Here is a 25303-nt window from a genome sequence, read left to right as displayed (position 1 = left end):
CCCGCTATGATCCCGCTGGCAGGAGCGGCGGCCCACCCTGTATAAAGGCCTTTTGACGTCGACGCGTCAAATCGTTCCGGAATCGACCACCAGCCATGAGCGCCAGCCCGACGATCCGACCCTCCCAGCCGCCGCACGCGGCCCGGGATGTCGCGACCCTGAACGGCGCCGTGGAACGCCTGTTCGAGGCAGTCGACGCCACCGGGGTGATGGAAATCTGCGAGCTGATGCTGGACCAGCTCGGCATCCGCGGCCGCCTGCACTGGCGCGCCCGCGACGAAGATGGCGCCCCCGACGAGAAATGGCTGGACCTGGCCGAAGACCCGCAGGCCACGCGCACCTTGTCGATGACGTGGGACGAGACCCCGCCGCCTCCCGCTGCGCGCGACTCGCTGCTATGGCTGGGCCGCCTGGCGGACATCCGCCTGCGCCAGCTGGCCGAGACCAGCCGCCTGTACGAGGCGATCTCCCGTCTGGCGCTGGCCGAACGCCTGCAGCGCGCGCTGTACGCGATCGCCGACCAGGCCAGCGCCGAGCACGACATGCCGCAGATGATGCGCTCGCTGCACGCGATCGTCAGCAGCCTGATGTACGCGGAAAACTTCTACATCGTGCTGTACGACCCGGCCACCGACCAGATCCGCTTCACCTACTGCGTGGACATCGTCGACACCGACCTTCCCGTGCTCAACCAGCCGATGCCGCTGCAGGAGATGGAATACAGCCTGACCTGGAACCTGCTGCGCCAAGGGCGTCCGATGATGGGTTCGCTCGACGACCTGGTACAGCAGATCGGCGATCGTTTCCGCCTGTTCGGCGCGCGCTGCGAGGACTGGCTGGGCGTGCCCATGCTGCGCGACGGGCACGTGGCGGGCGGCATCGTGGTGCAGAGCTACCGCTCGGACACGCATTACTCGCGGCACGACATGGAGCTGCTCAACTACGTGGCGCAACACGTGCAGACCGCGCTGGAACGGCGCGAGGCGCACCTGGAGCTGGGCCGCCGCGTCACCGACCGCACCGCGGCGCTGCGCGAGGCCAATCGCGTGCTGCGCCAGCAGGTGCTGCAGCGCCAGCGCGGCGAGCGCCTGCAGGCGGCGCTGTTTCGCATCGCCGAACTGGCCAGCACCTCGGAAAGCCTGGACAAGTTCTACGCCGCCGTGCACCAGGTCATCAGCGGCCTGCTGTACGCGCGCAACTTCTACATCGCGCTGCTGGACGAGGAGACCGACCAGCTGACGTTCCCCTATTCGGTCGACGAGGTCGATCGCGTGCGCCCGGCGCGCGTGCACGGCCGCGGCGCCACCGAGTACGTATTGCGCACCGCCCGCCCGCTGCTGGCCACCCCCGAGCTGATCGACAAGCTGCACGCCGCAGGCGAGATCGCCCACTTCGGCGCGCCATCGGTGTGCTGGCTGGGCGTGCCGCTGATCTGGGGCGGCAAGGCCAAGGGCGTGCTTACCCTGCAGAGCTATTCGCCGGCGCACAACTACAGCGAGCGCGACCAGGAGCTGCTGACCTTCGTCAGCTACCACGTGGCCAACGCGCTGCAGCGCAAGCAGGCGGCCCATTCGCTCAAGCAGGCCAACGCCGGGCTCGAGCGCCGCGTCACCGAGCGCACCCGCGCGCTGGCGCTGGCCAACCGCGACCTGCGCGAACAGATCGCCGAACGCGAGCGGGTCGAGCGCCGGCTGAAGTACGAGACCCTGCACGACTCGCTTACCGGCCTGCCCAATCGCACCTTGCTGCTGCAGCGGCTGGAACAGGCGATGCAGCGCTACGCGGCCAACCGTGACGAGCGGTTCGCGGTGCTGTTCATCGACCTGGACCGCTTCAAGGTCATCAACGACTCGGTCGGCCATCTGATCGGCGACGACCTGCTGTTCCAGGTCGGCGGCCGCATCCGCGCCTGCCTGAAGACCCGCGACGTGGTCGCGCGGCTCGGCGGGGACGAGTTTGCCGTGCTGCTGGAGGGCATTACCGAGACCGACAAGGCCTCGCTGATCGCCGAACGCATCATCCACGAGCTGCAGACGCCGTTCCGGCTGGGCACCAAGGAGATCTTCACCTCCGCCTCGATCGGCATCGCGCTTGCCGCCCCGCACTATCGCCAGCCGGAGGAACTGCTGCGCGACGCCGACGCGGCGATGTACAACGCCAAGGACGGTGGCCGCCATCGCGCGGCGATGTTCGACGACCGCCTGCGCCGCGAGGCACTGTCCCTGCTGGACATGGAGAGCGACCTGCGCCACGCGCTGGGCCGCAACGAGTTCGAACCGTACTACCAGCCGATCGTCGAGCTCTCCGACGGCCGCATCGTCGGCTACGAGGCGCTGCTGCGCTGGCACCATCCGCAGCGCGGCCTGCTGCCGCCGCACGACTTCCTGCTGATCGCCGAGGAATGCGGCTGCGCCGAGGCGATCGACTGGCAGATCTTCGAGCAGGTGTGCATCCAGGCGGTGCGCCTGATCGGCACCGAGGGTTTCATCAGCATCAACGTGTCCGGGCGGCACTTCCGTTCGGTCGACCTCGACCAGCGCCTGCTCGCGCTGTTCGACCAGTACGCCGTGCCCAGCCACTGCATCCGCATCGAAGTCACCGAGCATGCGCTGCTGGAAAACCCCACCCAGGTGAAGCGCATCCTGAAAAACCTGCGCAACCACGGCGTGGGCATCGCGCTGGACGATTTCGGCACCGGCTATTCCTCGCTGAGCTATCTCCACCAGTACCCGTTCGAGAGCCTGAAGATCGACCGCTCCTTCATCGTCGAGCTGCCGCCGGACGACAGCGACACCCAGGGCCTGGCCCTGGTGCGCGCCATCCAGGTGCTGGCCGATTCGCTGCACATGAAGGTGATCGCCGAGGGCATCGAGCAGGAGTCGCAGCGCCAGGCGCTGCTGCGGGTCGGCTGCCGCTACGGCCAGGGCTTCCTGTTCGCCTCGCCGCAGCCGGCCAGCACCTGGCTGGCCGCCAACAGCCCGCTGCTGCCGGCCTGAGCGGAGTCCCTACTGCGCCGTGCCCGGCGCGCCGGGGGCGGCGCTGTCGCTCAGCAGGTGCTCGGCGTCGATGCGGTCGAACGCATAGCGCTGCGCGCAGAACTCGCAGACCACCTCGATCTCGCCGTCACGCGCGGCCAGCGCGGCCTCCACTTCGTCGCGCCCGAGCGAACGCAGCATGGCGCTGACCCGTTCGCGGCTGCAGCTGCAACCGAACGCCAGCGCGCGCCTTTCGAGCAGGCGCGCGGACTCCTCGTGGTACAGGCGAAACAGCAGCGGCTCGGCCGGGGTGGCCAGCAGCTCGTCGACGCCCAGCGTCGCGGTCAGCTGCAGCACGCGGTTCCAGGCGTCCTCGTCGATGTCCGCGGCGTGGCCGCCCTCGTCAGGCATCTTCTGCAGCATCAGGCCGACCGCCTGCGTCGCATCGCTGGCCAGCAGGAATCGCGCGGGCAACTGTTCGGACTGCCGGAAGTAGTTCTCCAGCGACGCGGCCAGGCCGGCGTCGCGCAGTTCGACCAGGCCCTGGTAACGCTGGCCGCGCTCGACGTTGCCCATGGTGATTGCCATGATCGCCTCGGCCAGGTCGTTCAGCGCCAGCGGCTGGGGCAACGGCTCGCGCCAGCGTGCCAGCCCGCGCAGACGTCCGGCGTCGTCGCACTCGGCGAACAGCAGGCGCAGTGCGGACGCGCTCTTCAATTCGATCGACAACGCGCCATCGAGCTTGATGTTGCCGGTGAGCAGCGCGCTGGCCACCAGCGTCTCGCCCAGCAGCGCCCGCAACGCCGTCGGATAGTCGGCACGGCCCGCCACCTCGCGCCATGACGCGCCCAGGCGCACCAGCGCGCCGCGCACGCCGGCACGCGGCAGCAGGAAGCGGTACATCACGTCGTCGTCGGACGGCACGGGCATGATCGGTTCTCGCGGAGGCAGGCAGGTAAACGGCACAGATGGGGTCGGCACGGCACCGGCACAACGCCTCGTATACTGCAGCCATGTCTTCACCGTCACGCCGACTCCGATGGCGCAAGCTGCTTCGCTGCCTGGGCATCCTCGCCATGGCGTGGCTGGGATCGACCTGGCTGGCGGTGCTGATCCTGCGCTTCGTGCCGCCGCTGACCTCGGCGGTGATGGTCGAACGCCAGGTCGGCGCATGGCTGCACGGGGACATGAGTTTCCGCCTGCGCCAGCACTGGGTGCCGTGGAAGCGGGTCTCGCCCTGGGTGCCGCTGGCGATGGTGGCCGGCGAGGACCAGAAGTTTCCCTACCACCACGGTTTCGATTTCGACTCCATCAACAAGGCGATCGACGCGGCCGACGACGGCAAGCGCCTGCGCGGCGCCAGCACGATCAGCCAGCAGACCGCCAAGAACCTGTTCCTGTGGAACGGCCGCAGCTTCGTGCGCAAGGGACTGGAGGCGTACTTCACCGTGCTGATCGAGCTGACCTGGCCGAAGCGGCGCATCCTCGAGGTGTACATGAACATCGCCGAGCTGGGCAACGGCATCTACGGCGTGGGCGCGGCCAGCGAGGCTTACTACCATACCTCGCCCGCGCGCCTGGGGCCGGCGCAGGCCGCACGCCTGGCGGCGGTGCTACCCAGCCCGCGCCGGCTGCACGTCGACCGCCCGAGCGCGTACGTGCAGCGCCGCACCGCATGGATCGAGCAGCAGATGCAGCAACTGGGCGGGCCGGACTACCTCGACGCGCCGCCGCCGAAATAGCGCCAGGGCCCGTCACTACACCCCAACGCCGCCGCGCGATAGACTCGACCCGGACAACCGAAGGCCACCGCCAGGAGACCCGAGATGAGTCAAGTCAGGCACCTGCTGCAAACCAAGGGCAGCACCATCTTCAGCGTGGCACCCGATGCCCCGGTGCTGGAGGCGATCAAGCAGATGGCCGAACACCGCATCGGCGCGTTGCTGGTGCTGGCCAACGGCGAACTGGTCGGCGTGGTCTCCGAACGCGATTACGCGCGCAAGGTGATCCTGCAGGGCAAGTCCTCCTCGCAGACCGCCGTGTCGGACATCATGTCCGGCACGCCGATCACGGTCGGCCCGGACACCGACGTGTTCGACTGCATGCGCCTGTGCACCGACCGTCGCATCCGCCACCTGCCGGTGGTCGAGGACGGCAAGCTGGTCGGCGTGATCTCGATCGGCGATCTGGTCAAGGCGGTGATCGACGCGCAGGCCGAGCAGATCGAGCATCTGGAGCGCTATATCACGGGCTGAACGCCGGGGTTGTGGGGAAAGCATCGACTCACGCCGGCGCTTTCGCCGCCTTCTCTACGGGTGCCTGGTCGTCCGGCGCCAGGTCCGGCGACCAGCCGGCACGGCGCGCCGCAATGGTTGCCAGTGCGGCCACGCCGGCGCCGGCCAAAGCCAGGCCGCTCACGCCCAGGCCCAGCGCACGCAGACCGTTCACCGCGCTGGTCACCACCAGATCGCCGAAGCGCCACACCGCGGTCTCGACGAAATTCTTGCCCTTGTAGCGCATCTCGCGCGGCACCCGCGTGTACAGCGCATCCACCGCCGGCTTGGTCATGCCGTAGGCAAAGCCGCGGGTGATCACCAGCATCACCGCCAGCAGCAGCGGCAGGCTGTGACCGAAGAACGAGACACTGCCGCTGCCGATCAGCGCCACCGCACCCAGCAGCGCCACGTTCACCAGCGCGGGCAGCACCAGGCCCCAGCCGGCGCCGCGACGGACCAGCAGCCACGGCGTCACGCTCAGCTGCAAGGCGGCACCGAGCAGGTTGGTGGCGAGATCCAGGTTGTTGTAGAACGCGGTCCGCGCCACCGCGTCGGCGAAGTTGGCCTTCGCGTAATCGGCTACCAGCGCGTAGGCCAGCGTGCCGATGCCGTCGCCGAACAGCATCAGCAAGGCCATGTAGCGCAGGAAAGGTTGCGACCAGAGCTGGCGAATGCCCGCCCACAGCGACCCGCCGATCACCTCGTTGCCGTCGCTGCCGGGTCGGCGGTCGTGACTGTCGGAGATCCGCAGCAGCAGGATCAGCGACACGCCCAGTGCCAGCGACGACACCACCAGCAAGGGCGCCACCCCCACCAGGTGCACCAGCAACTTGGTGACCAGCGGCCCGAAGATGGCGCCCGCCATGCCGCCCAGTGCGATCAACGAAAACACCCGGCGCGCCCGGCCGCTGGAGAAGATGTCGGCCATGAAGCTCCAGAACAGCGACACCACGAACAGGTTGAACACGCTGACCCAGACAAAGAACACCACGCCCAACGTGCGCGCGCCGATCTGCGCCTGCGCCATGAACGCGGGCACGAACGCGAGCAGGCAGGCGATGAAGAAGCTGTAGCTCCACACCAGCAGCGAACGGCGGCGGAAGCGCGCCACCAGCATGCCGAACACCGGCGTGATCAGCAGCATCACCACGAGCACCGCGCCGTAGAAAAGCGGCAGCGACTGCGAACCCACGGCGCCGCTCAGCTGGTCCCTGACTGGCCGGATGATGTAATACGACGTCATCACGAAGAAGAACGCCAGCGCGGACAGCAGCGGCGCGGCGGCTTGTTCCACAACGGCTTGGCGGGGCAAACTCACGGGCACATCCAGCGTGGGGCGCGGCAAGCCTAGCATGCGATCGCGCATCGCCAGGCAGGCGCAGGGGGAAGACTTGGACCATTACGACTTCATCATCGCCGGCGCCGGTTCGGCCGGTTGCGTGCTGGCCAACCGGCTCAGCGCCGACCCGGGCAAGCGCGTGCTGCTGCTGGAAGCCGGGCCGACGGACTGGCACCCGCTGATCCACATGCCGGCAGGCATCGCGCGGCTGGCCAACAACCGCGCCTTGAACTGGAACTACCGCACCGAACCGGAGCCCGCGCTCAACCAGCGCCGCTTGTGGTGGCCGCGCGGCAAGACCCTCGGCGGTTCCAGTTCGATCAATGCGATGTGCTACATCCGCGGCGTGGCAGCCGACTACGACGGCTGGGCCGAAGCCAGCGGCGATCCGCGCTGGTCGTGGCGCGAGGTGCTGCCGTGGTTCCTGCGCAGCGAGGACAACAGCCGCGGCGCCAGCGAGTTGCACGGAAGCGGCGGCCCGCTGGGGGTGTCCGATCTGCGCCATCGCAACGAGTTGTCCATCGCGCTGATCGATGCGGCGGGCAGCGCCGGCTATCCGCGCAACGACGACTTCAACGGCGACCAGTTGGCCGGCTTCGGCCTGTACCAGGTGACCCAGCGCAACGGCGCGCGCTGCTCGAGTGCCGCGGCGTTCCTGAAACCGGTGCGCCAGCGGACGAACCTGCATGTGCGTACCGGCGTGCTGGTCGAGCGGGTGCTGCTGGACCATGGACGCGCGGTCGGCGTGCAACTGCGCCAGGGCCGGCACGAAGCGGAGCGGATCGAAGCTGGCGAGGTGATCCTGGCCGCCGGTGCAATCAATTCGCCGCAGCTGCTGATGCTGTCCGGCGTCGGCCCCGCCGATCACCTGCGCGAGCACGGCATCGCGGTGCACGCCGACCTGCCCGGCGTCGGCGCCAACCTGCAGGATCACCTGGATATCTGCACGCTGGACGGCAACCCCGGCAAGCTCAGCTACGACCATCTCAACGAACTGTCCGCCGGCTGGCGCTGGCTGCGCCACCGCGACGGACCGGGCAGCTCCAACGTGGCCGAGGCCGGCGGCTTCGTGCGCAGCCGCTTCGCCGTCGACGCGCGCTGCGACCTGCAGTTCCATTTCGTGCCGGCGTTGCTCGACGACCATGGCCGCCACCGCCTGCCCGGCTACGGCTACACGTTGCATGCATGCCATCTGCACCCGCGCAGCCGCGGCCGACTGCGCCTGCACTCGGCCGATCCCGCACAACCGATCGCGATCCACGCCAACTACCTCGGCGACGCGGAAGGCCACGATCTGAAAATGATGATCGAGGCAGCACGGCTGTCGCGCGAGATCCTCGACCAGCCGGCGTTCGCCGCGCACCGCGGCGCGCCGGTGTTCCCCGAGCGACGCATCCACACCGACGAGGAATACGCCGACTTCATCCGGCGCAAGGCCGAAACCATCTACCACCCGGTCGGTACCTGCCGCATGGGCAAGGACGATCGCGCCGTGGTCGACAGCGAGCTGCGCGTGCGCGGCGTGGATGGGTTGCGCGTGGTCGACGCCTCGGTGATGCCCACCCTGCCGACCGGCAACACCAACGCACCCACCATCATGATCGCCGAGCGCGCCAGCGCGTTGATCCTCCGCTGAGCACTGCAGGAGCGCACTTGTGCGCGATGCTTTCCGTCACGTGACCGAAAGCATCGCGCACAAGTGCGCTCCTGCAAAGGCAACGGGCATCGCGCGCATCGGCGCGTCCCTACAACGGCAGCGGGCAATGCAGGCTGGCGCAGATCACCCGCAGCAGTTCCGCCTCCTCCACGCTGATCTGGCCGTCGGCATGGACCGCGCGCAGCAAGGCCTGGATCACCAGTTCCTTGGCCATCGGGCTCAGGCCGTCCAGATCGTCCAGCGCGCGCTCGAACGACGCCTGCCAGGCCGCCGGTGGCGGCACCCACTCGATCGCCTCGCCGGGAAACGCCTGCTGCATCGCGAACAGCCACGCGCGCCTTGCGCCGGCCTCGTCCGAGCAGCCGGCCGCGGCGACCACGGTGCACACCAGGATCACGCTGTCACGCGCGGCCGGCAGTTTCTTCACGCCATCGACCGGCGCGCTGCGCGGCGCGCGTGCCTCGCTCAGCTGAATGCGCAGCAGCCGCGCCAGGCAGTACTCGTTGATGTCGACACGGCCATCCACCTTGACCAGATCGTCGAGCGTGCGCACCAGGGTCTGCTGGCGCCCGTCGGGCAGTTGCCTGAGCGCGGGAAACGCCAGCGAAACCAGCGGCAGGCGGGCGATCGGCGCCAGTGCGGCCACGGCGGAAGCCTGCGCCTGCACGGCGCGCTGCACGTCATCGCCGAACGCATCGGCGACGATCCGGCGCTGCGCGGGCTGCAACTCGGCCGCTGGTGACAGCGCCAGCGCCAGCATCACCGCGAGCGCGGATTCCGGCTGCTGCACGGCATCGTTCAAACTCGCCGGCATCGCCTGCTGCACGGCCGCGGCACGCCGGAAGGCCGGAGCAGCCGCCGCCACGCCGCCGGCCAGCACGCCGGTCAGCACCGGCGGCAACGACAACCCCGGCACGCCCGAGGCGGCGGTCGGTGCGCTCGCCGGCGGCGACGCCGCTTCGCGCTGCATCCCCGCCGCCATGCGCGCCAGGTCGGCCTCCTTGAAGCCGGGTTCCAGCGCGCGGATGCGCTCGAGCAGCGGCGGATGGGTGGCGAACAGCGCGTTGAAACTGCCGGCCTCGCCGAACAGCATGTGCGCCACCTCCTGCTTGTTGGCTGCCTGCAGTTGCGAACCCTCGCTGAGGATCGCGATCTTTTTCAGCGCGCCGGCGATGCCGTCGGCCTGGCGGGTGAACTGCACGGCCGATGCGTCGGCCAGCGACTCGCGCGAGCGCGCCACCGCGGCCTGGATCAGCCGCCCGAAGAAATAGCCGATGTAGCCGACCACGATCAGCGCCAGGCCGATCATCCACACCTGTCCGCCACCGCGACGATTGCTGCGGCCACCGCCGAACCAGATCACCCGGCGCCCCACGACCGCCAATACCAGGATGCCGAACAGCAAGCCCATCAGGCGGATGTTCAGCCGCATGTCGCCATTGAGCACGTGGCTGAACTCGTGCGCGATCACGCCCTGCAGTTCGTCACGCGTGAGGTTGTCCAGGCAACCCTGCGTCACGCACACCGCCGCATCGGAGGCGGAGTAGCCGGCAGCGAAGGCGTTGATGCCCGGCTCGTCGGCCATCAGGTAGATGTCCGGCACCGGCACGCCGGCGGCGATGGCCACTTCCTCGATCACGTTGCGCAGCCGGCGCAGCGCGGGATCAGACGTGTCCGGCGGCACCACCGTCGCGCCCATGCTTTCGGCCACGCTCTTGCCGCCACCCGACAGGCTCATGATGCGGAACAGCGAACTGAGCCCGATGCCGGCCAGCACGATCACGCTGCTGCCCAGCAGCAGGTTCAGGTTGGACGCGGGCGGCTCACCGGGCGCCGGGTGCTGGCCCAGCGCAAACCAGACCACCGCGTCGATCGCCGCCACGATGGCGATCACCGCCAGCACGAACAGGATCACCAGCCGCCGGCTGCTGCCGCGCACGCGCGCCTGTTGGGCGAAGAAATCCATGGAGGCTCCGACGGACGGTCAGCGGCGTCGCGGCCGCGATGCCGCGACGATCAGCTGAACGACACCTTCGGCACTTCGCGCACGGCGGGGTCTTCGATCTTCAGCGGCTCGGCGGCGGCAAACCCGAAGCTGTTGGCCACGAACGACGAGGGGAACACCTCGCGCTTGTTGTTGTAGGTCAGCACCGAATCGTTGTACGCCTGTCGCGCGAACGCCACGCGGTTCTCCGTCGAGGTGAGTTCCTCGGAGAGTTGCATCATGGTCTGGTTGGCCTTCAGGTCCGGATAGGCCTCCTGCAAGGCGAACAGATGGCCCAGGGTCTGGGTCAGCGCGTTCTCGCTGCTGGCCAGTTGCTGCATCGCCGCCGGATCGCCGGGATTGGCCTTGGCGCCGGCCAGGCCGTTGACCGCCGCATTGCGAGCTTGCACCACCGCCTCAAGCGTGCCGCGCTCGTGCGCGAGATAGCCCTTGGCGGTCTCGACCAGGTTCGGGATCAGGTCGTGCCGGCGGGTCAACTGCACGTCGATCTGCGCGAAGGCGTTCTTGTAGCTGTTGCGCGAGGTAACCAGTCCGTTGTAGATCGCCACGAAGTACAAGACAATCAGGACGACGACAACCAGAAAAATGATCAGGCCCATCGACAAGTTCTCCACCCAGAGGCGTATCCCCACGCCGGAACACCGCCAGAATACCATGCCGTTTCGCAAGATCTTCCTCGTGATCGCCGGCGGCCTCGGCCTGTCCTGCGCGCTCTTCTGCCGCCCGCTCACCGCCATGCCCGCCACCGCGCCGGCGCCATCGGCGGGCACAACGACGCTGCCGCCGGCACGCATCCGGAAAACCCTGGACGACTACAAGCGGTGGCTCAATCTGCTGGGCCAGCGCGACGCCGTCGCCGGCCTGGTCACCGCCGTGGTGGTCGACGACAAAGTGGTGTTCGAAGGCACCGTCGGCTACGCCGATGCCGCCACGCGCGAACCGGTGACGCCGACCACGGTGTTCCGACTGGCCTCGCTGTCCAAGGCCTTCGCCACCGCGATCACCGGCCTGCTGGTGGACGACGGCAAGCTCGATTGGGACACCCGCCTGATCGACGTGCTGCCCTACTTCAAGCTCAAGAACATGCAGGAGGCTGACCAGGCCACGGTCAGCGACATTCTCGGGCAGAAGATCGGCCTGCCGCGCAACACCTTCGACAACATGCTCGAGGGCGACATTCCCTACCAGGAACTGGTGCGCAAGCTGGACGAGGTGGACATGACCTGCGGCGTCGGCCAATGCTACGGCTACCAGAACGTGGCCTTCAGCATGATCGGCGACGTGGTGCTCGCGCGCACCGGCGACTTCTTTTACCACCTGGTCGACAAACGCCTGTTCTACCCGTTGGGCATGACCACGGCCACCTACGGTCGCGCCGGACTGGAGTCGAGCAAGAGCTGGGCGCGTCCACACCATGCGTCGCGCCACGGCTGGGTACCGTTCGAACCGAACGAAACCTACTACCGCGTGGCGCCGGCGGCCGGCGTCAACGCCAGCCTGCGCGACATGGAGAAATGGCTGATCGCGCAGATGGGCGGGCGACCGGACGTGCTGCCTGGCTCGCTGCTCGACGTGCTGCACGCACCCGGCGTCAGCACGCCCAGCGAACTGCACTCCTCCCCGTGGCGCCGCGCGCGGCTGACCGACGCGCACTACGCGCTCGGCTGGCGCGTCTACCGCTACGGCGGCGAAACCCTGATCTATCACGCCGGTGCGGTAGCCGGTTATCGCACCATGATCGGCTTCTTCCCGAAGTACAACGTCGGCGTGGTCACCCTGTGGAACTCCACCGGCCCGACGCCCAGCGGCCTGATGCCGATGGTGTTCGACGATCTGCTCGGCCTGCCGCACGTGGACTGGGCGCAGATCGAGAGCCCGCCGAAGAAAGCCACGCCGCGCAGGAAGGTTCGCAAGGCGACGCACCGGCGGCACTGAATCACGTCAGGCAGGCAGCGCATCGCGTCGAACGCGCCCGGCCGCGCAGGGCGACTCACGTCCTGAAGCTTGTGTCCCTCTCATGCTCGCCGGGGAGAATCCGGATGGGGTCGCTCCGACCAGGCCAGGAACTACGACCAGGCCAGCAACAAGGACAAGAACTTTGCCCTCACGCGGGGAACTTCCCTCGGTTGCCAGGCTCCCCCTGCCAGCAGGGGGAGGAGCTGTGCTCGCGCGTGTGACGCCCGGCTTCGAGGCTGAAAGGCTTGCCGCCTCTCAGAGCTTGAATTCGATCCGCTGCGTACGCTGGCTGGCCACCGGCACGCCATTTCTCATCGCCGGCGTGAACTGGTAGCGCGCCACGGCTTCCATGGCCGCCCGGTCGAAGATGCGCCGCGGCTCGGAGTCGACCACCTTGATGTCGCTGGTGGTGCCATCCGCGTCGATCTGGAACGCCACCACGACCCAACCTTGCTGCCGCGCACGCACGGCCGAAGGTGGATAGTGCGGGGCGATGGCCTTCACCAGCACTGCTTCGGAAGTCTGACCCGTGGGCGCCGCTGCGGCCGTCTCCGTCGAGGCGTTGTTGCCCGACGGCGCCGTGCCTGGCGCCGGCTTGGCCTGTGTCGTCTGCGCTGCCTGTTGCTGGGCCGCCTGGGCTGCCTGCTGCTGCGCGAGCTGCTCGGCGGCGGCCTTGTCGGCGGCGGCCTTCTGCGCCGCCAGCGCGGCAGCCTTCTGCTGATCCAGCGCCTGCTGCTGTTGCTGATCCAGCGTCTTGCGCTGGGCGTCGAGCTTGGAGCGCAGGATGGTCAGCGTGAAGTTGGTCGGATCGGCCTTGGAGAGCAGATCGATCTCGCGCTGCGCTTCGCCGAAGTCGCGCGAGTTGATCGCCTGCTCGGCCTGGTTGGCCGCGAACGGGAAGGTCTCGCGCAGCGCATCGGAGGCCACCTTGTTGCCCGGGTCCTTCTCCAGCACACGCAGGTAGAACTCGAATGCGTTGTTGCCGGCCGGCGCCAGATAACGCTGCTGGCCCATGGCCGAACGCGCTTCATCCACCAACTGGTTGATGTCCATCCCCGCCACGTTGACCGGCGGCGGCGTCGCCCGCGTCACTGCGGTGACCGGCGTCGACGGATGCCCGCCCGAATCGGCCAGCATCAGTTCCTGATGCGGCTTGAGGATGAGAAACCACGCGCCGATGGCCAGCAGCACAAAGACGGCAATGATCGCGATGTAGGTCGGCCGGACGGCCCCACGCGCGCGCCGGCGCGTCTGAAGTGAATATCGGGTATCCATGGTCTCTCACTGAGTGTCGACAGATACCCGCGCTTTTTCCCCCTGTAGGAGCGGCGATCCCCCGGATACGCCGCGGCGCGGATGTGCAGAAGGTAACTCCAATGGCGCAGCACGGCAATGCCGCGTCCCCGGGTGGGCGCGCGTCGGCGCGGCGAAGATGGCAGGGGCGGCGACACGGTCGCCCGCCTCATTGCGTACCCCGGAAATGAAGCGTCCCGGCCAGGCCGGGACGAACTTTCTCGAAGTGCTCCCCCCGCGCTGGGCACCGCGGGGGGAGAAGTCGATGGCATATCTTGTTGTGGGTGTCGCCTTGTTGCGTGTTGCGTGTAGCTTACTTCTTGGTCTTGGCCTTCGGCTTTGCGGTCTTGGTGGCCTTGACCACCTTCGCCGCCGCAGCCTTCTTCGGTGCAGCTTTCTTCGCCGGCTTCTTGGCGACCTTCTTTACCGCGACCTTCTTCACCGCGGCTTTCTTGGCAGCCGCCGGCTTGCGGACGGCCTTCTTCGCGGCAGCCTTCTTGGCGGCCGGCTTCTTGGCAGCCGGCTTCTTGGCCGCCGGCTTCTTGGCGGCAACCTTCTTGGCAGCCGGTTTCTTGGCAGCGGCCTTCTTGGCAGCCGGTTTCTTTGCAGCGGATTTCTTGGCAGTGGCCATGGTTCGTCTCAGCTCCTCATCAGTTGGCAGTGGTTGCCCAGTAAAAGCATGCAGGAACGCTTCAACCAGCAAGTCGCTGTTCGTCGCGTGCCGAAGATTGTTCACCTGTCGGTGGGTGCGCAAATCAGAAAGCCGTCGCAGGACATGCAGCGGAATCGAGACAGTGATCTTGCGAACTGCATTGGCTTTTTCACCGTGCTCGACATAGGGCTTGATGAATTTCGTTGTCGCCATAAAACGCATTCCCCGTGATCTGCTGCGAAAGCTATCCCCGAAGATTTCAACTGTCAATTGATTTTCGCCACGCGTCGGCGGCATCCCGAACGGCCATGGCCGCGGCAGGCCGCAGCCGGCAAGGCCGCGCCGACAAGGACCATATTCAACATCGGACGTCTAGACGTCCATCCATTCAATCGCTCATTTCAAGAAACACGCTTCAAACCGCGTGAAACAGGCGATATTTGCAAATCGCGGCGTTATCTGCCGAATGCACTGCGCCGACGAACGCAGTGCCGCCAAGGCACTCGATTGCCACCCGACCCGGCCGTCTCCGGCAAATGAACGGAACACGACCGAGGGGAGCCCGGCGGTGGCGTCGATGACCGCGATCGCGGCGATCGCCGCGCCGAAGCGCGACGGGCGAAGACGAAACGCATCGACCGATGCTCGCGACGGGCGACGCGAAGGCGAGCTCATCCGCTCGCCCGAAAACACGATCCGACAGTTCGATGCATCGCCCGAGAGAGCACTCCATCGACATCACCGAACGCCGAGGCGAGCTCCAGAAATGCAACCGGCCGCACGTGGCGGCCGGAGCATTCGACGCGGTTCGAAGCGGACTGGTCAGTGATCGTCGTTCTCGATCAGTTCCTGGTAATCGTTGGCATCGAGCAACTCGTCCAGCTCGGCACGATCGCTGGGACGCACGAGGAAGATCCAGCCGTCGCCGAAGGCGTCCTCGTTGATCGTCTCGGGCTTGTCGTTGAGCAGCTCGTTGACTTCGACGATCTCGCCCGACACCGGCGAATAGATGTCCGAAGCGGCCTTGACCGATTCCACCACGGCGGTGCCGGTGCCGGCCTTCACCGCGGCGCCGATCTCCGGCAGCTCCACGTAGACCAGGTCGCCCAACTGGCCCTGGGCATGGTCGGAAATGCCCACCCGGACCAGGCCGTCATCTTCCACGCGGGCCCATTCGTGGGATTTGAGGAACTTCAGATCGCCGGGAATCTCGCTCATGGTCGGGTCCAGTGGTTGGGTGGAAATACGGTTACGGGTGGGGATTCTAGCGGCATTCGCCGTAAGGAAAAGGGCAACGCGCGATCAGATGCCGTCGCAGGGCTTGCCGTCGCGCACGAAGGGATATTTCACCTGGCGCACCGCCACCTCGCGGCCGCGGATGTCCACGTGCAGCGCGCCGCTGTCGCCGGCCGGCACGCGTGCGAAGGCGATCGCCTTGTCCAGGGTGGGGGCGAAGCTGCCGGAGAGGATCTCGCCCTCGCCGTTCGCCGCCAGCACCTTCTGGCCGTGGCGCAGCACGCCCTTCTCGTCGAGCACCACGCCGATCATCACGCGCGGCACGCCGGCGGCCTGCTGCTGCTCCAGTGCGGCGCGGCCGATGAAGTCGCGGCCCTCGTCCAGCGACACCGTCCAGCCCAGGTTGGCCTCCCACGGCGTCACGTCCTCGTCCATGTCCTGGCCGTACAGGTTCATGCCCGCTTCCAGGCGCAGGGTGTCGCGCGCGCCCAGCCCGGCCGGCTTCACGCCGGCGGCGAGCAACGCTTCCCACAGCGCCACTGCATGCTCTGCCGGCAGCATGATCTCGAACCCGTCCTCGCCGGTGTAGCCGGTGCGCGCCACGAACAACGGCATGCCGCCGGGGCCCTGCGCCGCGGCCGCGGCGAACTTGCCCAGCTTCTCGATGCGCGGGCGGTCGACCTCATGCAGCAGGCCGAGCACCTTCGCGCGCGCCTGCGGCCCCTGCACGGCGATCATCGCGAAGTCGGGGCGCTCCTTCACCTGCACGTCGAACGCCTTTGCCTGGCGCTCGATCCAGGCCAGGTCCTTGGCGCGGGTGGCGGCATTGACGACCAGCCGGAAGAACTCCTCGCCGAGGTAGTACACGATCAGGTCGTCGATCACCCCGCCGCGCTCGTTGAGCATGCACGAGTACAACGCCTTGCCGTGCACCTTCAGCTTGCCGATGTTGTTCGCCAGCAGGTGGCGCAGGAATTCGCGCGTGCGGGCGCCGTGCAGGTCGACCACGGTCATGTGCGAGACGTCGAACATGCCGGCGTCGCGGCGCACGGCGTGATGCTCCTCGATCTGCGAGCCGTAGTTGATCGGCATGTCCCAGCCGCCGAAATCGACCATCCGCGCGCCGAGCGCGCGATGGGTGGCGTTGAGTACGGTCTTCTCGGTCATCGCGGCGGCGCCCTGCTGATTGGGGAATGGGCCATTATCGCCGTCGGCACAGGGCAATCCAAGCCGTGCGGCAAAACGCTCAGTCGCCGGCGCCGCTGCGGTCGATGCCCGCCAGCAGTTCCGCGGTGAGCTGCTCGGCCAGTTGTTCGGCGCGCTGGCCGCCGCTGAGCAGGTGCACATCCGGCGACAGCGGGGGTTCGTACGGTGCGTCGACGCCGGTGAAGTTGCGGATCTCGCCGGCGCGCGCCTTGCGGTAGAGACCTTTCGGGTCGCGCCGCTCGCACTCCTCCAGCGGCGCGTCGACGAACACCTCGACGAACTCCCCGCTGCCGAACAGCTCGCGCGCCGAGCGCCGCTCGCTGCGGTACGGCGAGATCGCGCTGACCAGCACGATCAGCCCGGCATCCACCATCAGGTGGGCGACCTCGGCGATGCGCCGGATGTTCTCGACGCGGTCGGCGGGGGTGAAGCCCAGGTCCTTGTTGATGCCGTGGCGCACGTTGTCGCCGTCCAGCAGGTAGGTGTGGTAACCCAGCGCGTGCAGCTTGCGCTCGACCAGGTTGGCGATGGTGGACTTGCCGGCGCCGGACAGGCCGGTGAACCAAAGACACAGGGGGTGCTGCCCCTTGCTGGCGGCGCGCACGCGCTTGTCGATGTCCACGTGCTGCCAGTGCACGTTGCTGGAGCGGCCCAGCGCGAAGTCGAGCATGCCGCAGGCCACGGTGGCGTTGCTCTGGCGATCGATCAGGATGAAGCCGCCGAGGTCGCGATTGGTCGCATACGACTCGAACGCGACCGCGTCGTCCAGGCCCACGGTGCAGTAACCGACCTCGTTGAGTTCGAGATGACGTGCCGCCAGCTGCGCCTGGCTGTTCACGTCGACCTTGTGCTTGATCGACATGATCCGCGCGTTGACCGTGCGCGTGCCGATCTTCAGCCGGTAGGTGCGGTTGGGCAGCAGGTTGCCGTCGCCCATCCACAAGAGGTGGCAGGTGAACTGGTCGGCCACCGGCGCCGGACGCAGCGCGTCGGCGATCACGTCGCCGCGGCTGGCGTCGAGTTCGCGATCCAGGCACAGCGTCACCGCCTGGCCTTCGTCGGCACGCTCCAGGTCGCCGTCGAAGGTCACGATGCGCTCGATGCGCGCGCGCTGCACGCCCGGCTGCACCACGATCTCGTCGCCGCGCGCCACGCTGCCGCCGCAGATGGTACCGGCGTAGCCGCGGAACGACTGGTCCGGGCGGTTCACCCATTGCACCGGCATGCGGAAGTCGGCGGCGCGGAAGCGCGCGACTTCCTCGGTCTCCAGCCGCTCCAGCAGGCTGCCGCCGTCGTACCAGGGCATGCGCGGCGAGCGGCTGCCGACGTTGTCGCCATTCAGCGCGGACACCGGCAGGCAATGCACGTGTTCGATGCCCAGGCTGCGGGCCAGCTCGCGATACTCGGCGGCGATCGCCTCGTGCACGTCCTGGCGGTAATCGACCAGATCCATCTTGTTGACCGCCAGCAGCACGTGGCGGATGCCGAGCAGGCCGCATATATAAGTGTGCCGGCGCGTCTGCGTCAGCACGCCCTTGCGCGCGTCGACCAGCACCACCGCCAGCTCCGCGTTGGAGGCGCCGGTGGCCATGTTGCGGGTGTACTGCTCATGGCCCGGGCAGTCGGCCACGATGAAGCTGCGCCGCGCGGTGTGGAAATAGCGGTAGGCCACGTCGATGGTGATGCCCTGCTCGCGCTCGGCGTCCAGGCCATCGGTGAGCAGGGCGAAATCGAGCACGCCCTCGTCGGCATCGACATGCAGCCGGCGGCTTTCACGTGCCAGCGCCGCCAGCTGGTCGTCCGGCAGCATGCCGGCGTCATACAGCAGGCGACCGAGCAGGGTGCTCTTGCCGTCGTCCACGCTGCCGCAGGTGATGAAGCGCAGCAGTCCCTTCTCCGGTGCGGCCATCAGAAGTAACCCTCCTGCTTCTTGTGCTCCATCGACGCGGAGGGATCGTGGTCGATCACCCGGCCCTGCCGCTCGGAGGTGCGCGAGGCGGCCATCTCGTCGATGATCTTCTGCAAGGTGTCGGCGGACGACTCCACCGCGCCGGTCAGCGGGTAGCAGCCCAGCGTGCGAAAGCGCACCTCGCGCATTCGCACGCTCTCGCCCTCGCGCAGGGTGAAGCGGTCGTCGTCGACCATGATCAGCGCGCCGTCGCGCTCCACCACCGGTCGCGGCCTGGCGAAGTACAGCGGCACCAGCGGGATGCTTTCGCGCTGGATGTACAGCCACACGTCCATCTCGGTCCAGTTGGACAGCGGAAACACGCGCACGCTCTCGCCCTGGCGCACGAAGGTGTTGTAGTTGCGCCACAGCTCCGGCCGCTGGTTCTTCGGGTCCCAGCGATGCTGCGCGTTGCGGAAGGAGAACACGCGCTCCTTCGCCCGCGACTTCTCCTCGTCGCGGCGCGCGCCGCCGATGGCGGCGTCGAAACCGTGCTGGTCCAGCGCCTGCTTCAGCGACTGGGTCTTCATCACGTCGGTATGCACGGCCGCGCCGTGGGTGAGCGGCGAGATGCCCTGGCGCACGCCATCCTGGTTGATGTGCACCAGCACCTCCACGTCACCCGCCGCAGCCACCTGCTCGCGGAACGCGATCATCTCGCGGAACTTCCAGGTGGTGTCGACATGCAGCAGCGGCATCGGCGGCTTCGCCGGATAGAACGCCTTGCGCAACAGGTGCAGCAGCACCGAGGAATCCTTGCCGATCGAATACAGCATCACCGGATGACGGAACGCCGCCTGCACTTCGCGGAAGATGTGGATGCTTTCGGCCTCGAGATCGTCGAGATGGGAACGCGGTGCAGTAGCCGTCATGGGGTAGCGAACTCGGCAGCAGGCAGGGCTGAAACGACGTCGCCCGCCGGGCGAACGACATCCTGGAGTCCCGCAGTATAGATCGAGCGAACGGCAGCCCCCGGACCAACGGCCAAAGGAGTTCGCATATGGATATGGCCCGGGGCGATGGCATCGAGGTGGCAGTTGGGTGTCCGCCCTACTCGCTGCGCATCATTCCAGCACCGGGTAGGCCGGCTCGGCATCCAGCGTTGCGGCGCAGGCGGCGGCCAGCTCCAGCAGGCGCAGGTCGGAGCCGCGCGGGCCGACCAATTGGAGGCCCACCGGCAGGCCATCGGAGAGCTTGCCCATCGGCAGGCTCACCGCCGGACAACCGGCGAGGCTGGCGAAGCTGGTGAGGTCGGCGGCTGAATCCGGAGCCGGGCCATCCAGCGGAAACGCGCCTTGCGGCGTGGTCGGCAGCACCAGCACGTCGACCTGGGCGAACAGCCGGCGCATCTTCAACGTGGCCGCGTCCAGCACGCGGTCGGCCGTGGCGTAATCCGCGGCGCTCTTGCCGGCGGCGTAGCCGAGCATGCGCCGGAAGCGGTCGGACACGGGATGCTTCGCGTCAGGCGAAAGATCCTCGGCGAACGTGCCGAGCATTTCCGCCTCCATCAGCAGCAAGCCGGCGCGGCGGGTGCGGGCGAAGTTCCAGTCGTCGAAGTCGACCGTGCGGCGGTCGCTCAGCGCGTGCGGCAACCGGGCCAGCGCGGACTCGAACAGCTCGACCACCTCCGGCTGCACGCCGACCGCCGCCAGATCCGGCAGCAGGCCCGCGCGCAGGTGGCCCGGGTCCCAGTCCGGCAACGCGAACGCCACGCGGCGGCGACGCGAGCGCGCATCGTCGGCGTCGTAACCGGCGAGCACCTGCAGCAGTACGGTGAGGTCCTCGACGCTGCGCGCCAGCAGGCCCACCGAATCGAGCCGACGCGCAGCCGGCACCAGGCCGCGGGCGGAGATCTCGCCGTGCGTGGGCTTCAGCCCGTAGATACCGCAGTAACTCGCCGGGATGCGGATGGAGCCGAGGCTGTCCGAACCCACCGCCGCCACCGCCAGGCCCGCGGCCACCGCCGCGGCAGCGCCGCCGGAAGAGCCGCCCGCACTGTAGCCATGGCGATGCGGGTTGTGCGTGGCGCCGAAATGCGGGTTGTCGGTGGCCGCACCCAGCGCGCCCTCGTCCATGTTGGTCTTGCCGATCACCACCGCGCCGGACGCGCGCAACCGTGCCACCACGTGGGCATCGTTCGCCGCCGGCTTGCGCCGCCCGGGCAGGCCGGCGCGCGTCGGCCAGCCGGCCATGTCGAGGTTGTCCTTCAGCGCCAGCGGGATGCCGTCGAGCCGGCCGATCACGCCGTCGCGGCGACGCCGATCGGCCATGTGCGCCTGTTCCTGCATCAGCCCGGGGCGCTGGTCGACGTAGCAGTTGAGCCGGGGATCGAGCCGCTCGATGGCCTGCTGGTAGACATCGGCCAGGGCTTCCGGCCGTACCCTGCCCGTGGCGAGCCAGTGCAGCAGTTGGCACAGCGATGCGCGGCGCAGGTCGATATCGGCGATCGGCGGCATCGAATTCATGAACTCTCCTAGGAGCGTGGGTGGTAGAAACTTCCGTGGCGAAAAAGTGGATGCGCGAGGACGGATTTTCGACGGTTCGCGGGCCCATGATGGTTCCATGGGTCAAGAACCGGCGGAAATACGGACCACGCAGCCGCTTTTGCAGCCCGGAAGATTTCTGCCACCCACGCTCCTTGGCAATACGGTTGCGATTATCACCGCCCGACCCGCGACGATTGCAAGCGGTGGCGCAGCACGCGTTGCCCTGCATGGCCCGAACCCGGACAATGCGGCAGGGTATCGTGCGTCGATGACGCATCGAAGACGCCACCCTTTCCCGCACTGCAGGAGTTCGCCATGAGCGAGCGCGAAACCATGGAATACGACGTCGTCGTGGTCGGCGCCGGCCCTGCCGGCCTGGCATTCGCGATCCGCCTGAAGCAGCTGAAGCCGGACACGAGCGTGTGCGTGATCGAGAAGTCATCGACCATCGGCGCGCAGATCCTCTCCGGCGCGGTGATCGAGCCGCAGCCGCTGGATGCCCTGCTGCCCGGCTGGCGCGACAACCCGCCGCCGATCTGCGTGCCGGCCGGCAAGGACGAGTTCTGGCTGCTGTCGAAAACCGGCGGCACCCGGCTGCCGGTGCCGCCCGGCATGCGCAACCACGGCAACTTCATCGTCTCGCTGGGCGCGCTGTGCGCGTGGCTGGCCCCGCAGGCCGAGGCGCTGGGCGTGGACGTGTTCCCCGGCTTCGCTGCCGCCGACAACATCTACAACGAGGACGGTTCCGTCGCCGGCGTGCGCATCGGCGACATGGGCGTGGCGAAGGACGGCACGCACAAGCCCGGCTACACCGAGGGCATCGACATCAAGGCCAAGCTCACCGTGCTGGCCGAAGGCGCCCGCGGCAGCCTTACCAAGCAGCTGGTCAAACGCTTCGGGCTCGATGCCGGCAGCGATCCGCAGGGCTATTCGATCGGCATCAAGGAGCTGTGGCAGCTACCCGCCGGGCGCGTCGCGCCCGGCAAGATCGTGCACAGCATCGGCTGGCCCGCCGACACGCATACCTATGGCGGCAGCTTCCTCTACCACCTGGACAAGGACCGCATCGCGCTGGGCTACATCAGCGGCCTCGACTACAGCGACCCGAAGTACCAGCCGTGGGAAGCGTTCCAGCAATGGAAGAACCACCCGAGCGTGAAATCGCTGCTGGAAGGCGGCACCATCCTCTCGGCCGGTGCGCGCGCCATCGTCACCGGCGGCTGGCAGTCGCTGCCGAAGTGCGAGATGCCGGGCGCCATCCTGATCGGCGACACCGCCGGCCTGCTCAACGTGCCGAAGATCAAGGGTACCCACCAGGCGCTGAAGAGCGGCATGCTGGCCGCCGAACACCTCGCCGCCAGCGGTCTCGACGCCACCGGCTTCGACGCGAAACTGCGTGACTCCGAGGTGATGGCCGAGCTGAAGAAAGTGCGCAACGTCAAGCCCGGCTTCAAGAAGGGCTTATGGTTCGGCCTGCTCAACGCCGCCTGGGAAACCGTCACCGCCGGCCTGTCGCCGTGGACGCTGAAGAACAAGGCCGACTGGTCCACCCTGCACAAGCTCGGCGAATGCGAAGAGCCGAAGCGCGACTACGTGCAGCGCACGCTGCCGCCGCGCGACCGCCTCGCCGGCGTCTACTTCGCGGCCACCGAACACGACGAGGATCAGCCGGTCCATCTGCACGTGGCCGACACCGACATCTGCGCCACGCGCTGCGTGGAGGAATACGACAACCCCTGCACCCGCTTCTGTCCCGCCAACGTCTACGAGATGGTGGCCGACGAAACCCAGCCGCACGGCAAGCGCCTGCAGATCAACTCCGCCAACTGCGTGCACTGCAAGACCTGCGACATCAAGGACCCGTACGAGATCATCACCTGGGTCACGCCGGAGGGCGGCTCGGGGCCGAATTACCAGAACCTGTAGGTGCGGACCCGGGGGTAATCCGGTCGCACCCGATCAGAAGAGCCGGCGGGCAGTGCCCGCCCTACGGCGATCACGATATAAGGCCGCGCGACAATCGTAGGGCGGGCACGGCCCGCCGCTCTTGTCTCGACATTCGATCAAGAGCCGACAACACACGGGATCAGCCAGGAAGGTCGGCCGGTGCTTCGCCTTGACGACCGCGCATGCCGTCGACCAAGCCGCGCAGCATGCAATGCAGGTTGCGCCGACGCGGCCCGATCAGCACGCCGAACAGGAACAGCTTGACCAGCACCCGCGGCACGTCCTGCGCGACCCACGCCCGCGGCGTATGCGCCATCCGGTACAGCCGCACCCGGTTGCGCATCATGTAGTACAGGCGCAACGGCCCGTGTACCACCACCTGCCCCAGCCCGAGCGGCAAGGCGTGGCGGGTGTCGCCGAGGCGATGGTGCATGGTCGACGCGCAAACGCCGTGCAGCGAGTAGCCCCGCGCCCGCGCGCGGAAGCTCCATTCCAGATCGACGTTGTCGATGAACAGGCCCGCATCCATCGTGCCGATCCGGTCGAGCGCGGCCAGCGGAATCAGCATGCCCGAGCTGATCAGGAAATCGCAGGCGATGGTCGGCGTCGAACCATCGCACCAGAGCTTGCGATTGAACGGAAAGCCGATGCGCACGAACGGCGCGGCGCGACGCTCGCGCATGTCGTGGAAGCGCGGGCCCACCGCCGCCACCGGGCCGGCCAGCGAAAGCTCCTGCAACGCGCGCAGCAGCGCGACCACCATCCCTTCAGCCGGCTCGCTGTCGTGATCCAGCAGCAAGACGTGGCGATAACCGTGCTCGCGCGCCCACGCGATGCCGACGTTCTGCGCCGCGGCGAGACCGAGGTTGCGCGACTGGCTCAGCATCGCGCCACCTCGCGCAGACAAGCGCCGGCCCAGCACCTGGTTCCAGTCCCCATCACTGGCGTTGTCGACCAGCACCACCGCACCGACCTGCGGCATAACCGCGTCTACCAGTCGCACCATCGCGTCCGGTTCAGGGCGGTAGCTCACCACCACCGCGCACACGTCGCCGACGGTCGCATCAGTCATGGCGCAGCAGATCCCGCAGCACCGATCGGATGCCGGTGCCGTAACGACGATAAAAACCGCCTCGCGCCTCGCGCAGCACGGGCAACCACCGACGCCAGCGCGGCAAGCGGCCGATCGCCACCCTCCGTTCGAAGTGGGTTCGCTTGTCACGCACCTGCGCGGCACGGTCGCGACTGCCGTGAAATTTCGCCTGCAGGAGAAAGTCCTCCAACCGCCACAGGCGCTCTGCCTCATCAGCCAGCAAGCGCCCGCGCGGGAGCAGCAGATCCCGCCACTTCATCGCCAGGGTGCGCTTGCGCATGCCGATCTGGTTGGCGCCGTGCTGGCGGTAGTCGATCAAGGGCAGATCGATGGAATCGACCCGGCCGACCGCGGCCGCCACCGCGGCCAGCCATTCGTCATGGATCCAGCCGAGGGCTACCGGCAACGCCCTCGCCACCAGCTCGCGCCGCAGCGCCGCCGTCGCGCCGGTCACGAAACTGCGGCGCAAGACCACGTCGAACGCGCGCCCGTCGTGGATGGCTTTCCGCTCTTGCGCCGTCATCTGCAACGCCTCGAACAGCGAGCAGCCCAGCGAATGGCCCCCGGCATCCACCAGCCGCGCATCGCCATGCAGCAACAGCAAGGACGAATCCTGCTCGAACCGCTCGGCCATCAGCGCCAGCTTGTCGGCCCGCCACACATCGTCCTGGTCGCACAGGAACAGCACATCGCCCTGCGCCGCACGCAGTCCCGCCGAGAAATTGTCGACGTAACCGAGGTTCTCCCGGTGGCACAAAAGCTGCACCTCGATGCCGGCATCCCGCGCCCGCGCCGCGAACGCCTGCAGCATGGCCACACTGGCATCGGTCGAACCGTCGTCGCCGATCACGATCTCGTCGGGCAGGCGCGTCTGTGCCAACAGGCTGTCCAACTGCGGCTGCAGATAGACGGCGCCGTTGTAGGTGCAAAGCACGATGGAAAATCGCAATCGCGTCATGGTCGCTCGTTGGCGCGGAAAGCCAGGCGGACAGCGAAAGCGATGCCGCGTTGCGAGCACCTTCATTGCCGGCAGGCCCACAGCCCGGGGATACATGCATTCTATAGTGTCGATGCGCCGCGATCTTTCATGAGCCTCGCCCGGTTCCACGGGCGGGCTGCGTGGTTCACGGGACAAGGCATAACCCGCCCATTCCGTACGCTGCCGCATGGATGGCCCGGACAGGTTAGAATGCGGGACTGATCCATCGCGCCCGGCGTCTCGGCGCCCTGCAAT

Annotated in this window: 20 protein-coding genes; 6 read left to right on the top strand and 14 right to left on the bottom strand. The window is 67.9% G+C overall.

The annotated features are described in order from the left end of the window. The first annotated feature begins 95 nt into the window (after positions 1-95). On the top strand, positions 96-2996 hold the full coding sequence (locus ACFCQI_RS10895; RefSeq protein WP_395116569.1) for an EAL domain-containing protein: 2901 nt from the start codon (positions 96-98) through the stop codon (positions 2994-2996). A 9-nt stretch (positions 2997-3005) separates the two neighbouring features. On the opposite strand, the gene ACFCQI_RS10890 is transcribed toward ACFCQI_RS10895, so the two are convergent. Next, the gene (locus tag ACFCQI_RS10890) at positions 3006-3905 is read right to left on the bottom strand and encodes an Hsp33 family molecular chaperone HslO (protein WP_395116567.1); all 900 of its coding nucleotides are present in this window, start codon (positions 3903-3905) and stop codon (positions 3006-3008) included. An 83-nt stretch (positions 3906-3988) separates the two neighbouring features. Here ACFCQI_RS10890 and mtgA point away from each other — a divergent pair, with 83 nt between their 5' ends. Together mtgA and ACFCQI_RS10880 are read left to right on the top strand one after the other, a co-directional pair. After that, on the top strand, positions 3989-4717 hold the full coding sequence (gene mtgA / locus ACFCQI_RS10885; protein ID WP_395116565.1) for a monofunctional biosynthetic peptidoglycan transglycosylase: 729 nt from the start codon (positions 3989-3991) through the stop codon (positions 4715-4717). A gap of 84 nt (positions 4718-4801) precedes the next feature. After that, entirely contained in the window at positions 4802-5230 is a 429-nt protein-coding gene (locus tag ACFCQI_RS10880) for a CBS domain-containing protein (protein WP_395116563.1), read from the top strand. A gap of 28 nt (positions 5231-5258) precedes the next feature. Here ACFCQI_RS10880 and ACFCQI_RS10875 read toward each other — a convergent pair whose 3' ends face one another. Next, a complete protein-coding gene (locus tag ACFCQI_RS10875; RefSeq protein WP_395121340.1) occupies positions 5259-6524 on the bottom strand; it encodes an NTP/NDP exchange transporter in 1266 nt (421 codons plus the stop codon). A 79-nt stretch (positions 6525-6603) separates the two neighbouring features. Between ACFCQI_RS10875 and ACFCQI_RS10870 the strand changes: the two genes are divergently transcribed. Beyond that, positions 6604-8226, top strand: coding sequence for a GMC family oxidoreductase (locus ACFCQI_RS10870; RefSeq protein WP_395116561.1), 1623 nt, complete (start codon positions 6604-6606; stop codon positions 8224-8226). 109 nt (positions 8227-8335) lie between these two features. On the opposite strand, the gene ACFCQI_RS10865 is transcribed toward ACFCQI_RS10870, so the two are convergent. Both ACFCQI_RS10865 and ACFCQI_RS10860 read right to left on the bottom strand, forming a co-directional pair. Further along, on the bottom strand, positions 8336-10213 hold the full coding sequence (locus ACFCQI_RS10865) for a M48 family metallopeptidase (protein WP_395116559.1): 1878 nt from the start codon (positions 10211-10213) through the stop codon (positions 8336-8338). A 50-nt stretch (positions 10214-10263) separates the two neighbouring features. After that, the gene (locus ACFCQI_RS10860) at positions 10264-10851 is read right to left on the bottom strand and encodes a LemA family protein (RefSeq protein WP_395116557.1); all 588 of its coding nucleotides are present in this window, start codon (positions 10849-10851) and stop codon (positions 10264-10266) included. Positions 10852-10906: 55 nt separating this feature from the next. Here ACFCQI_RS10860 and ACFCQI_RS10855 point away from each other — a divergent pair, with 55 nt between their 5' ends. Continuing rightward, positions 10907-12187 (top strand): serine hydrolase domain-containing protein, encoded by a 1281-nt coding sequence (locus ACFCQI_RS10855; RefSeq protein WP_395116554.1) that lies wholly within the window; start codon positions 10907-10909, stop codon positions 12185-12187. A gap of 276 nt (positions 12188-12463) precedes the next feature. Here the strand turns inward: ACFCQI_RS10855 and ACFCQI_RS10850 are convergent, their stop codons facing one another. The 8 genes from ACFCQI_RS10850 to ACFCQI_RS10815 form a co-directional block, all read right to left on the bottom strand. Then, positions 12464-13483: an energy transducer TonB gene (locus ACFCQI_RS10850; protein WP_395116552.1), complete on the bottom strand. Its 1020-nt coding sequence runs from the start codon at positions 13481-13483 to the stop codon at positions 12464-12466. 331 nt (positions 13484-13814) lie between these two features. Beyond that, positions 13815-14366: a met regulon transcriptional regulator MetJ gene (gene metJ / locus ACFCQI_RS10845; RefSeq protein ID WP_395116550.1), complete on the bottom strand. Its 552-nt coding sequence runs from the start codon at positions 14364-14366 to the stop codon at positions 13815-13817. Positions 14367-14549: 183 nt separating this feature from the next. Next, positions 14550-14846, bottom strand: a complete 297-nt coding sequence (locus ACFCQI_RS10840; protein WP_395116548.1) for a hypothetical protein — start codon at positions 14844-14846, stop codon at positions 14550-14552. Positions 14847-14975: 129 nt separating this feature from the next. Further along, positions 14976-15371, bottom strand: coding sequence for a glycine cleavage system protein GcvH (gcvH, locus tag ACFCQI_RS10835; RefSeq protein ID WP_395116546.1), 396 nt, complete (start codon positions 15369-15371; stop codon positions 14976-14978). An 84-nt stretch (positions 15372-15455) separates the two neighbouring features. After that, on the bottom strand, positions 15456-16556 hold the full coding sequence (gcvT, locus tag ACFCQI_RS10830; protein ID WP_395116544.1) for a glycine cleavage system aminomethyltransferase GcvT: 1101 nt from the start codon (positions 16554-16556) through the stop codon (positions 15456-15458). Between the two features lie 79 nt (positions 16557-16635). Next, positions 16636-18504 (bottom strand): adenylyl-sulfate kinase, encoded by a 1869-nt coding sequence (gene cysC / locus ACFCQI_RS10825; protein WP_395116542.1) that lies wholly within the window; start codon positions 18502-18504, stop codon positions 16636-16638. Continuing rightward, positions 18504-19415 (bottom strand): sulfate adenylyltransferase subunit CysD, encoded by a 912-nt coding sequence (cysD, locus tag ACFCQI_RS10820; protein WP_395116540.1) that lies wholly within the window; start codon positions 19413-19415, stop codon positions 18504-18506. The genes cysC and cysD overlap by 1 nt, the downstream gene beginning before the upstream one ends. A 192-nt stretch (positions 19416-19607) precedes the next feature. Next, the gene (locus tag ACFCQI_RS10815) at positions 19608-21008 is read right to left on the bottom strand and encodes an amidase (RefSeq protein WP_395116538.1); all 1401 of its coding nucleotides are present in this window, start codon (positions 21006-21008) and stop codon (positions 19608-19610) included. A 336-nt stretch (positions 21009-21344) separates the two neighbouring features. On the opposite strand from ACFCQI_RS10815, the gene ACFCQI_RS10810 reads away from it, so the two are divergent. Further along, the gene (locus ACFCQI_RS10810; protein ID WP_395116536.1) at positions 21345-22955 is read left to right on the top strand and encodes a 4Fe-4S dicluster domain-containing protein; all 1611 of its coding nucleotides are present in this window, start codon (positions 21345-21347) and stop codon (positions 22953-22955) included. 160 nt (positions 22956-23115) lie between these two features. On the opposite strand, the gene ACFCQI_RS10805 is transcribed toward ACFCQI_RS10810, so the two are convergent. After that, a complete protein-coding gene (locus ACFCQI_RS10805) occupies positions 23116-24048 on the bottom strand; it encodes a glycosyltransferase family 2 protein (protein WP_395116534.1) in 933 nt (310 codons plus the stop codon). Continuing rightward, positions 24041-25093: a glycosyltransferase family 2 protein gene (locus ACFCQI_RS10800; protein WP_395116532.1), complete on the bottom strand. Its 1053-nt coding sequence runs from the start codon at positions 25091-25093 to the stop codon at positions 24041-24043. Before ACFCQI_RS10800 ends, ACFCQI_RS10805 begins: the two co-directional genes overlap by 8 nt. Positions 25094-25303 lie beyond the last annotated feature (210 nt).

The sequence above is a fragment of the Rhodanobacter sp. FW102-FHT14D06 genome (assembly GCF_043950705.1).
In the GTDB taxonomy this organism is placed as follows: Bacteria; Pseudomonadota; Gammaproteobacteria; order Xanthomonadales; family Rhodanobacteraceae; genus Rhodanobacter.
The sequence above is the reverse complement of the archived record's forward strand: the minus strand, read 5'-3'. Positions and strand labels throughout refer to the sequence as shown.

Bases quoted from the DNA above. Each gene is read 5' to 3' on its own strand.
- ACFCQI_RS10895 (WP_395116569.1), top strand. From the start codon at position 96: ATGAGCGCCAGCCCGACGATCCGACCCTCCCAGCCGCCGCACGCGGCC.
- ACFCQI_RS10890 (WP_395116567.1), bottom strand. From the start codon at position 3,905: ATGCCCGTGCCGTCCGACGACGACGTGATGTACCGCTTCCTGCTGCCG.
- mtgA (WP_395116565.1), top strand. From the start codon at position 3,989: ATGTCTTCACCGTCACGCCGACTCCGATGGCGCAAGCTGCTTCGCTGC.
- ACFCQI_RS10880 (WP_395116563.1), top strand. From the start codon at position 4,802: ATGAGTCAAGTCAGGCACCTGCTGCAAACCAAGGGCAGCACCATCTTC.
- ACFCQI_RS10870 (WP_395116561.1), top strand. From the start codon at position 6,604: ATGCGATCGCGCATCGCCAGGCAGGCGCAGGGGGAAGACTTGGACCAT.
- ACFCQI_RS10865 (WP_395116559.1), bottom strand. From the start codon at position 10,213: ATGGATTTCTTCGCCCAACAGGCGCGCGTGCGCGGCAGCAGCCGGCGG.
- ACFCQI_RS10860 (WP_395116557.1), bottom strand. From the start codon at position 10,851: ATGGGCCTGATCATTTTTCTGGTTGTCGTCGTCCTGATTGTCTTGTAC.
- ACFCQI_RS10855 (WP_395116554.1), top strand. From the start codon at position 10,907: ATGCCGTTTCGCAAGATCTTCCTCGTGATCGCCGGCGGCCTCGGCCTG.
- ACFCQI_RS10850 (WP_395116552.1), bottom strand. From the start codon at position 13,483: ATGGATACCCGATATTCACTTCAGACGCGCCGGCGCGCGCGTGGGGCC.
- metJ (WP_395116550.1), bottom strand. From the start codon at position 14,366: ATGGCGACAACGAAATTCATCAAGCCCTATGTCGAGCACGGTGAAAAA.
- gcvH (WP_395116546.1), bottom strand. From the start codon at position 15,371: ATGAGCGAGATTCCCGGCGATCTGAAGTTCCTCAAATCCCACGAATGG.
- gcvT (WP_395116544.1), bottom strand. From the start codon at position 16,556: ATGACCGAGAAGACCGTACTCAACGCCACCCATCGCGCGCTCGGCGCG.
- cysC (WP_395116542.1), bottom strand. From the start codon at position 18,504: ATGGCCGCACCGGAGAAGGGACTGCTGCGCTTCATCACCTGCGGCAGC.
- cysD (WP_395116540.1), bottom strand. From the start codon at position 19,415: ATGACGGCTACTGCACCGCGTTCCCATCTCGACGATCTCGAGGCCGAA.
- ACFCQI_RS10815 (WP_395116538.1), bottom strand. From the start codon at position 21,008: ATGAATTCGATGCCGCCGATCGCCGATATCGACCTGCGCCGCGCATCG.
- ACFCQI_RS10810 (WP_395116536.1), top strand. From the start codon at position 21,345: ATGAGCGAGCGCGAAACCATGGAATACGACGTCGTCGTGGTCGGCGCC.
- ACFCQI_RS10805 (WP_395116534.1), bottom strand. From the start codon at position 24,048: ATGACTGATGCGACCGTCGGCGACGTGTGCGCGGTGGTGGTGAGCTAC.
- ACFCQI_RS10800 (WP_395116532.1), bottom strand. From the start codon at position 25,093: ATGAAGGTGCTCGCAACGCGGCATCGCTTTCGCTGTCCGCCTGGCTTT.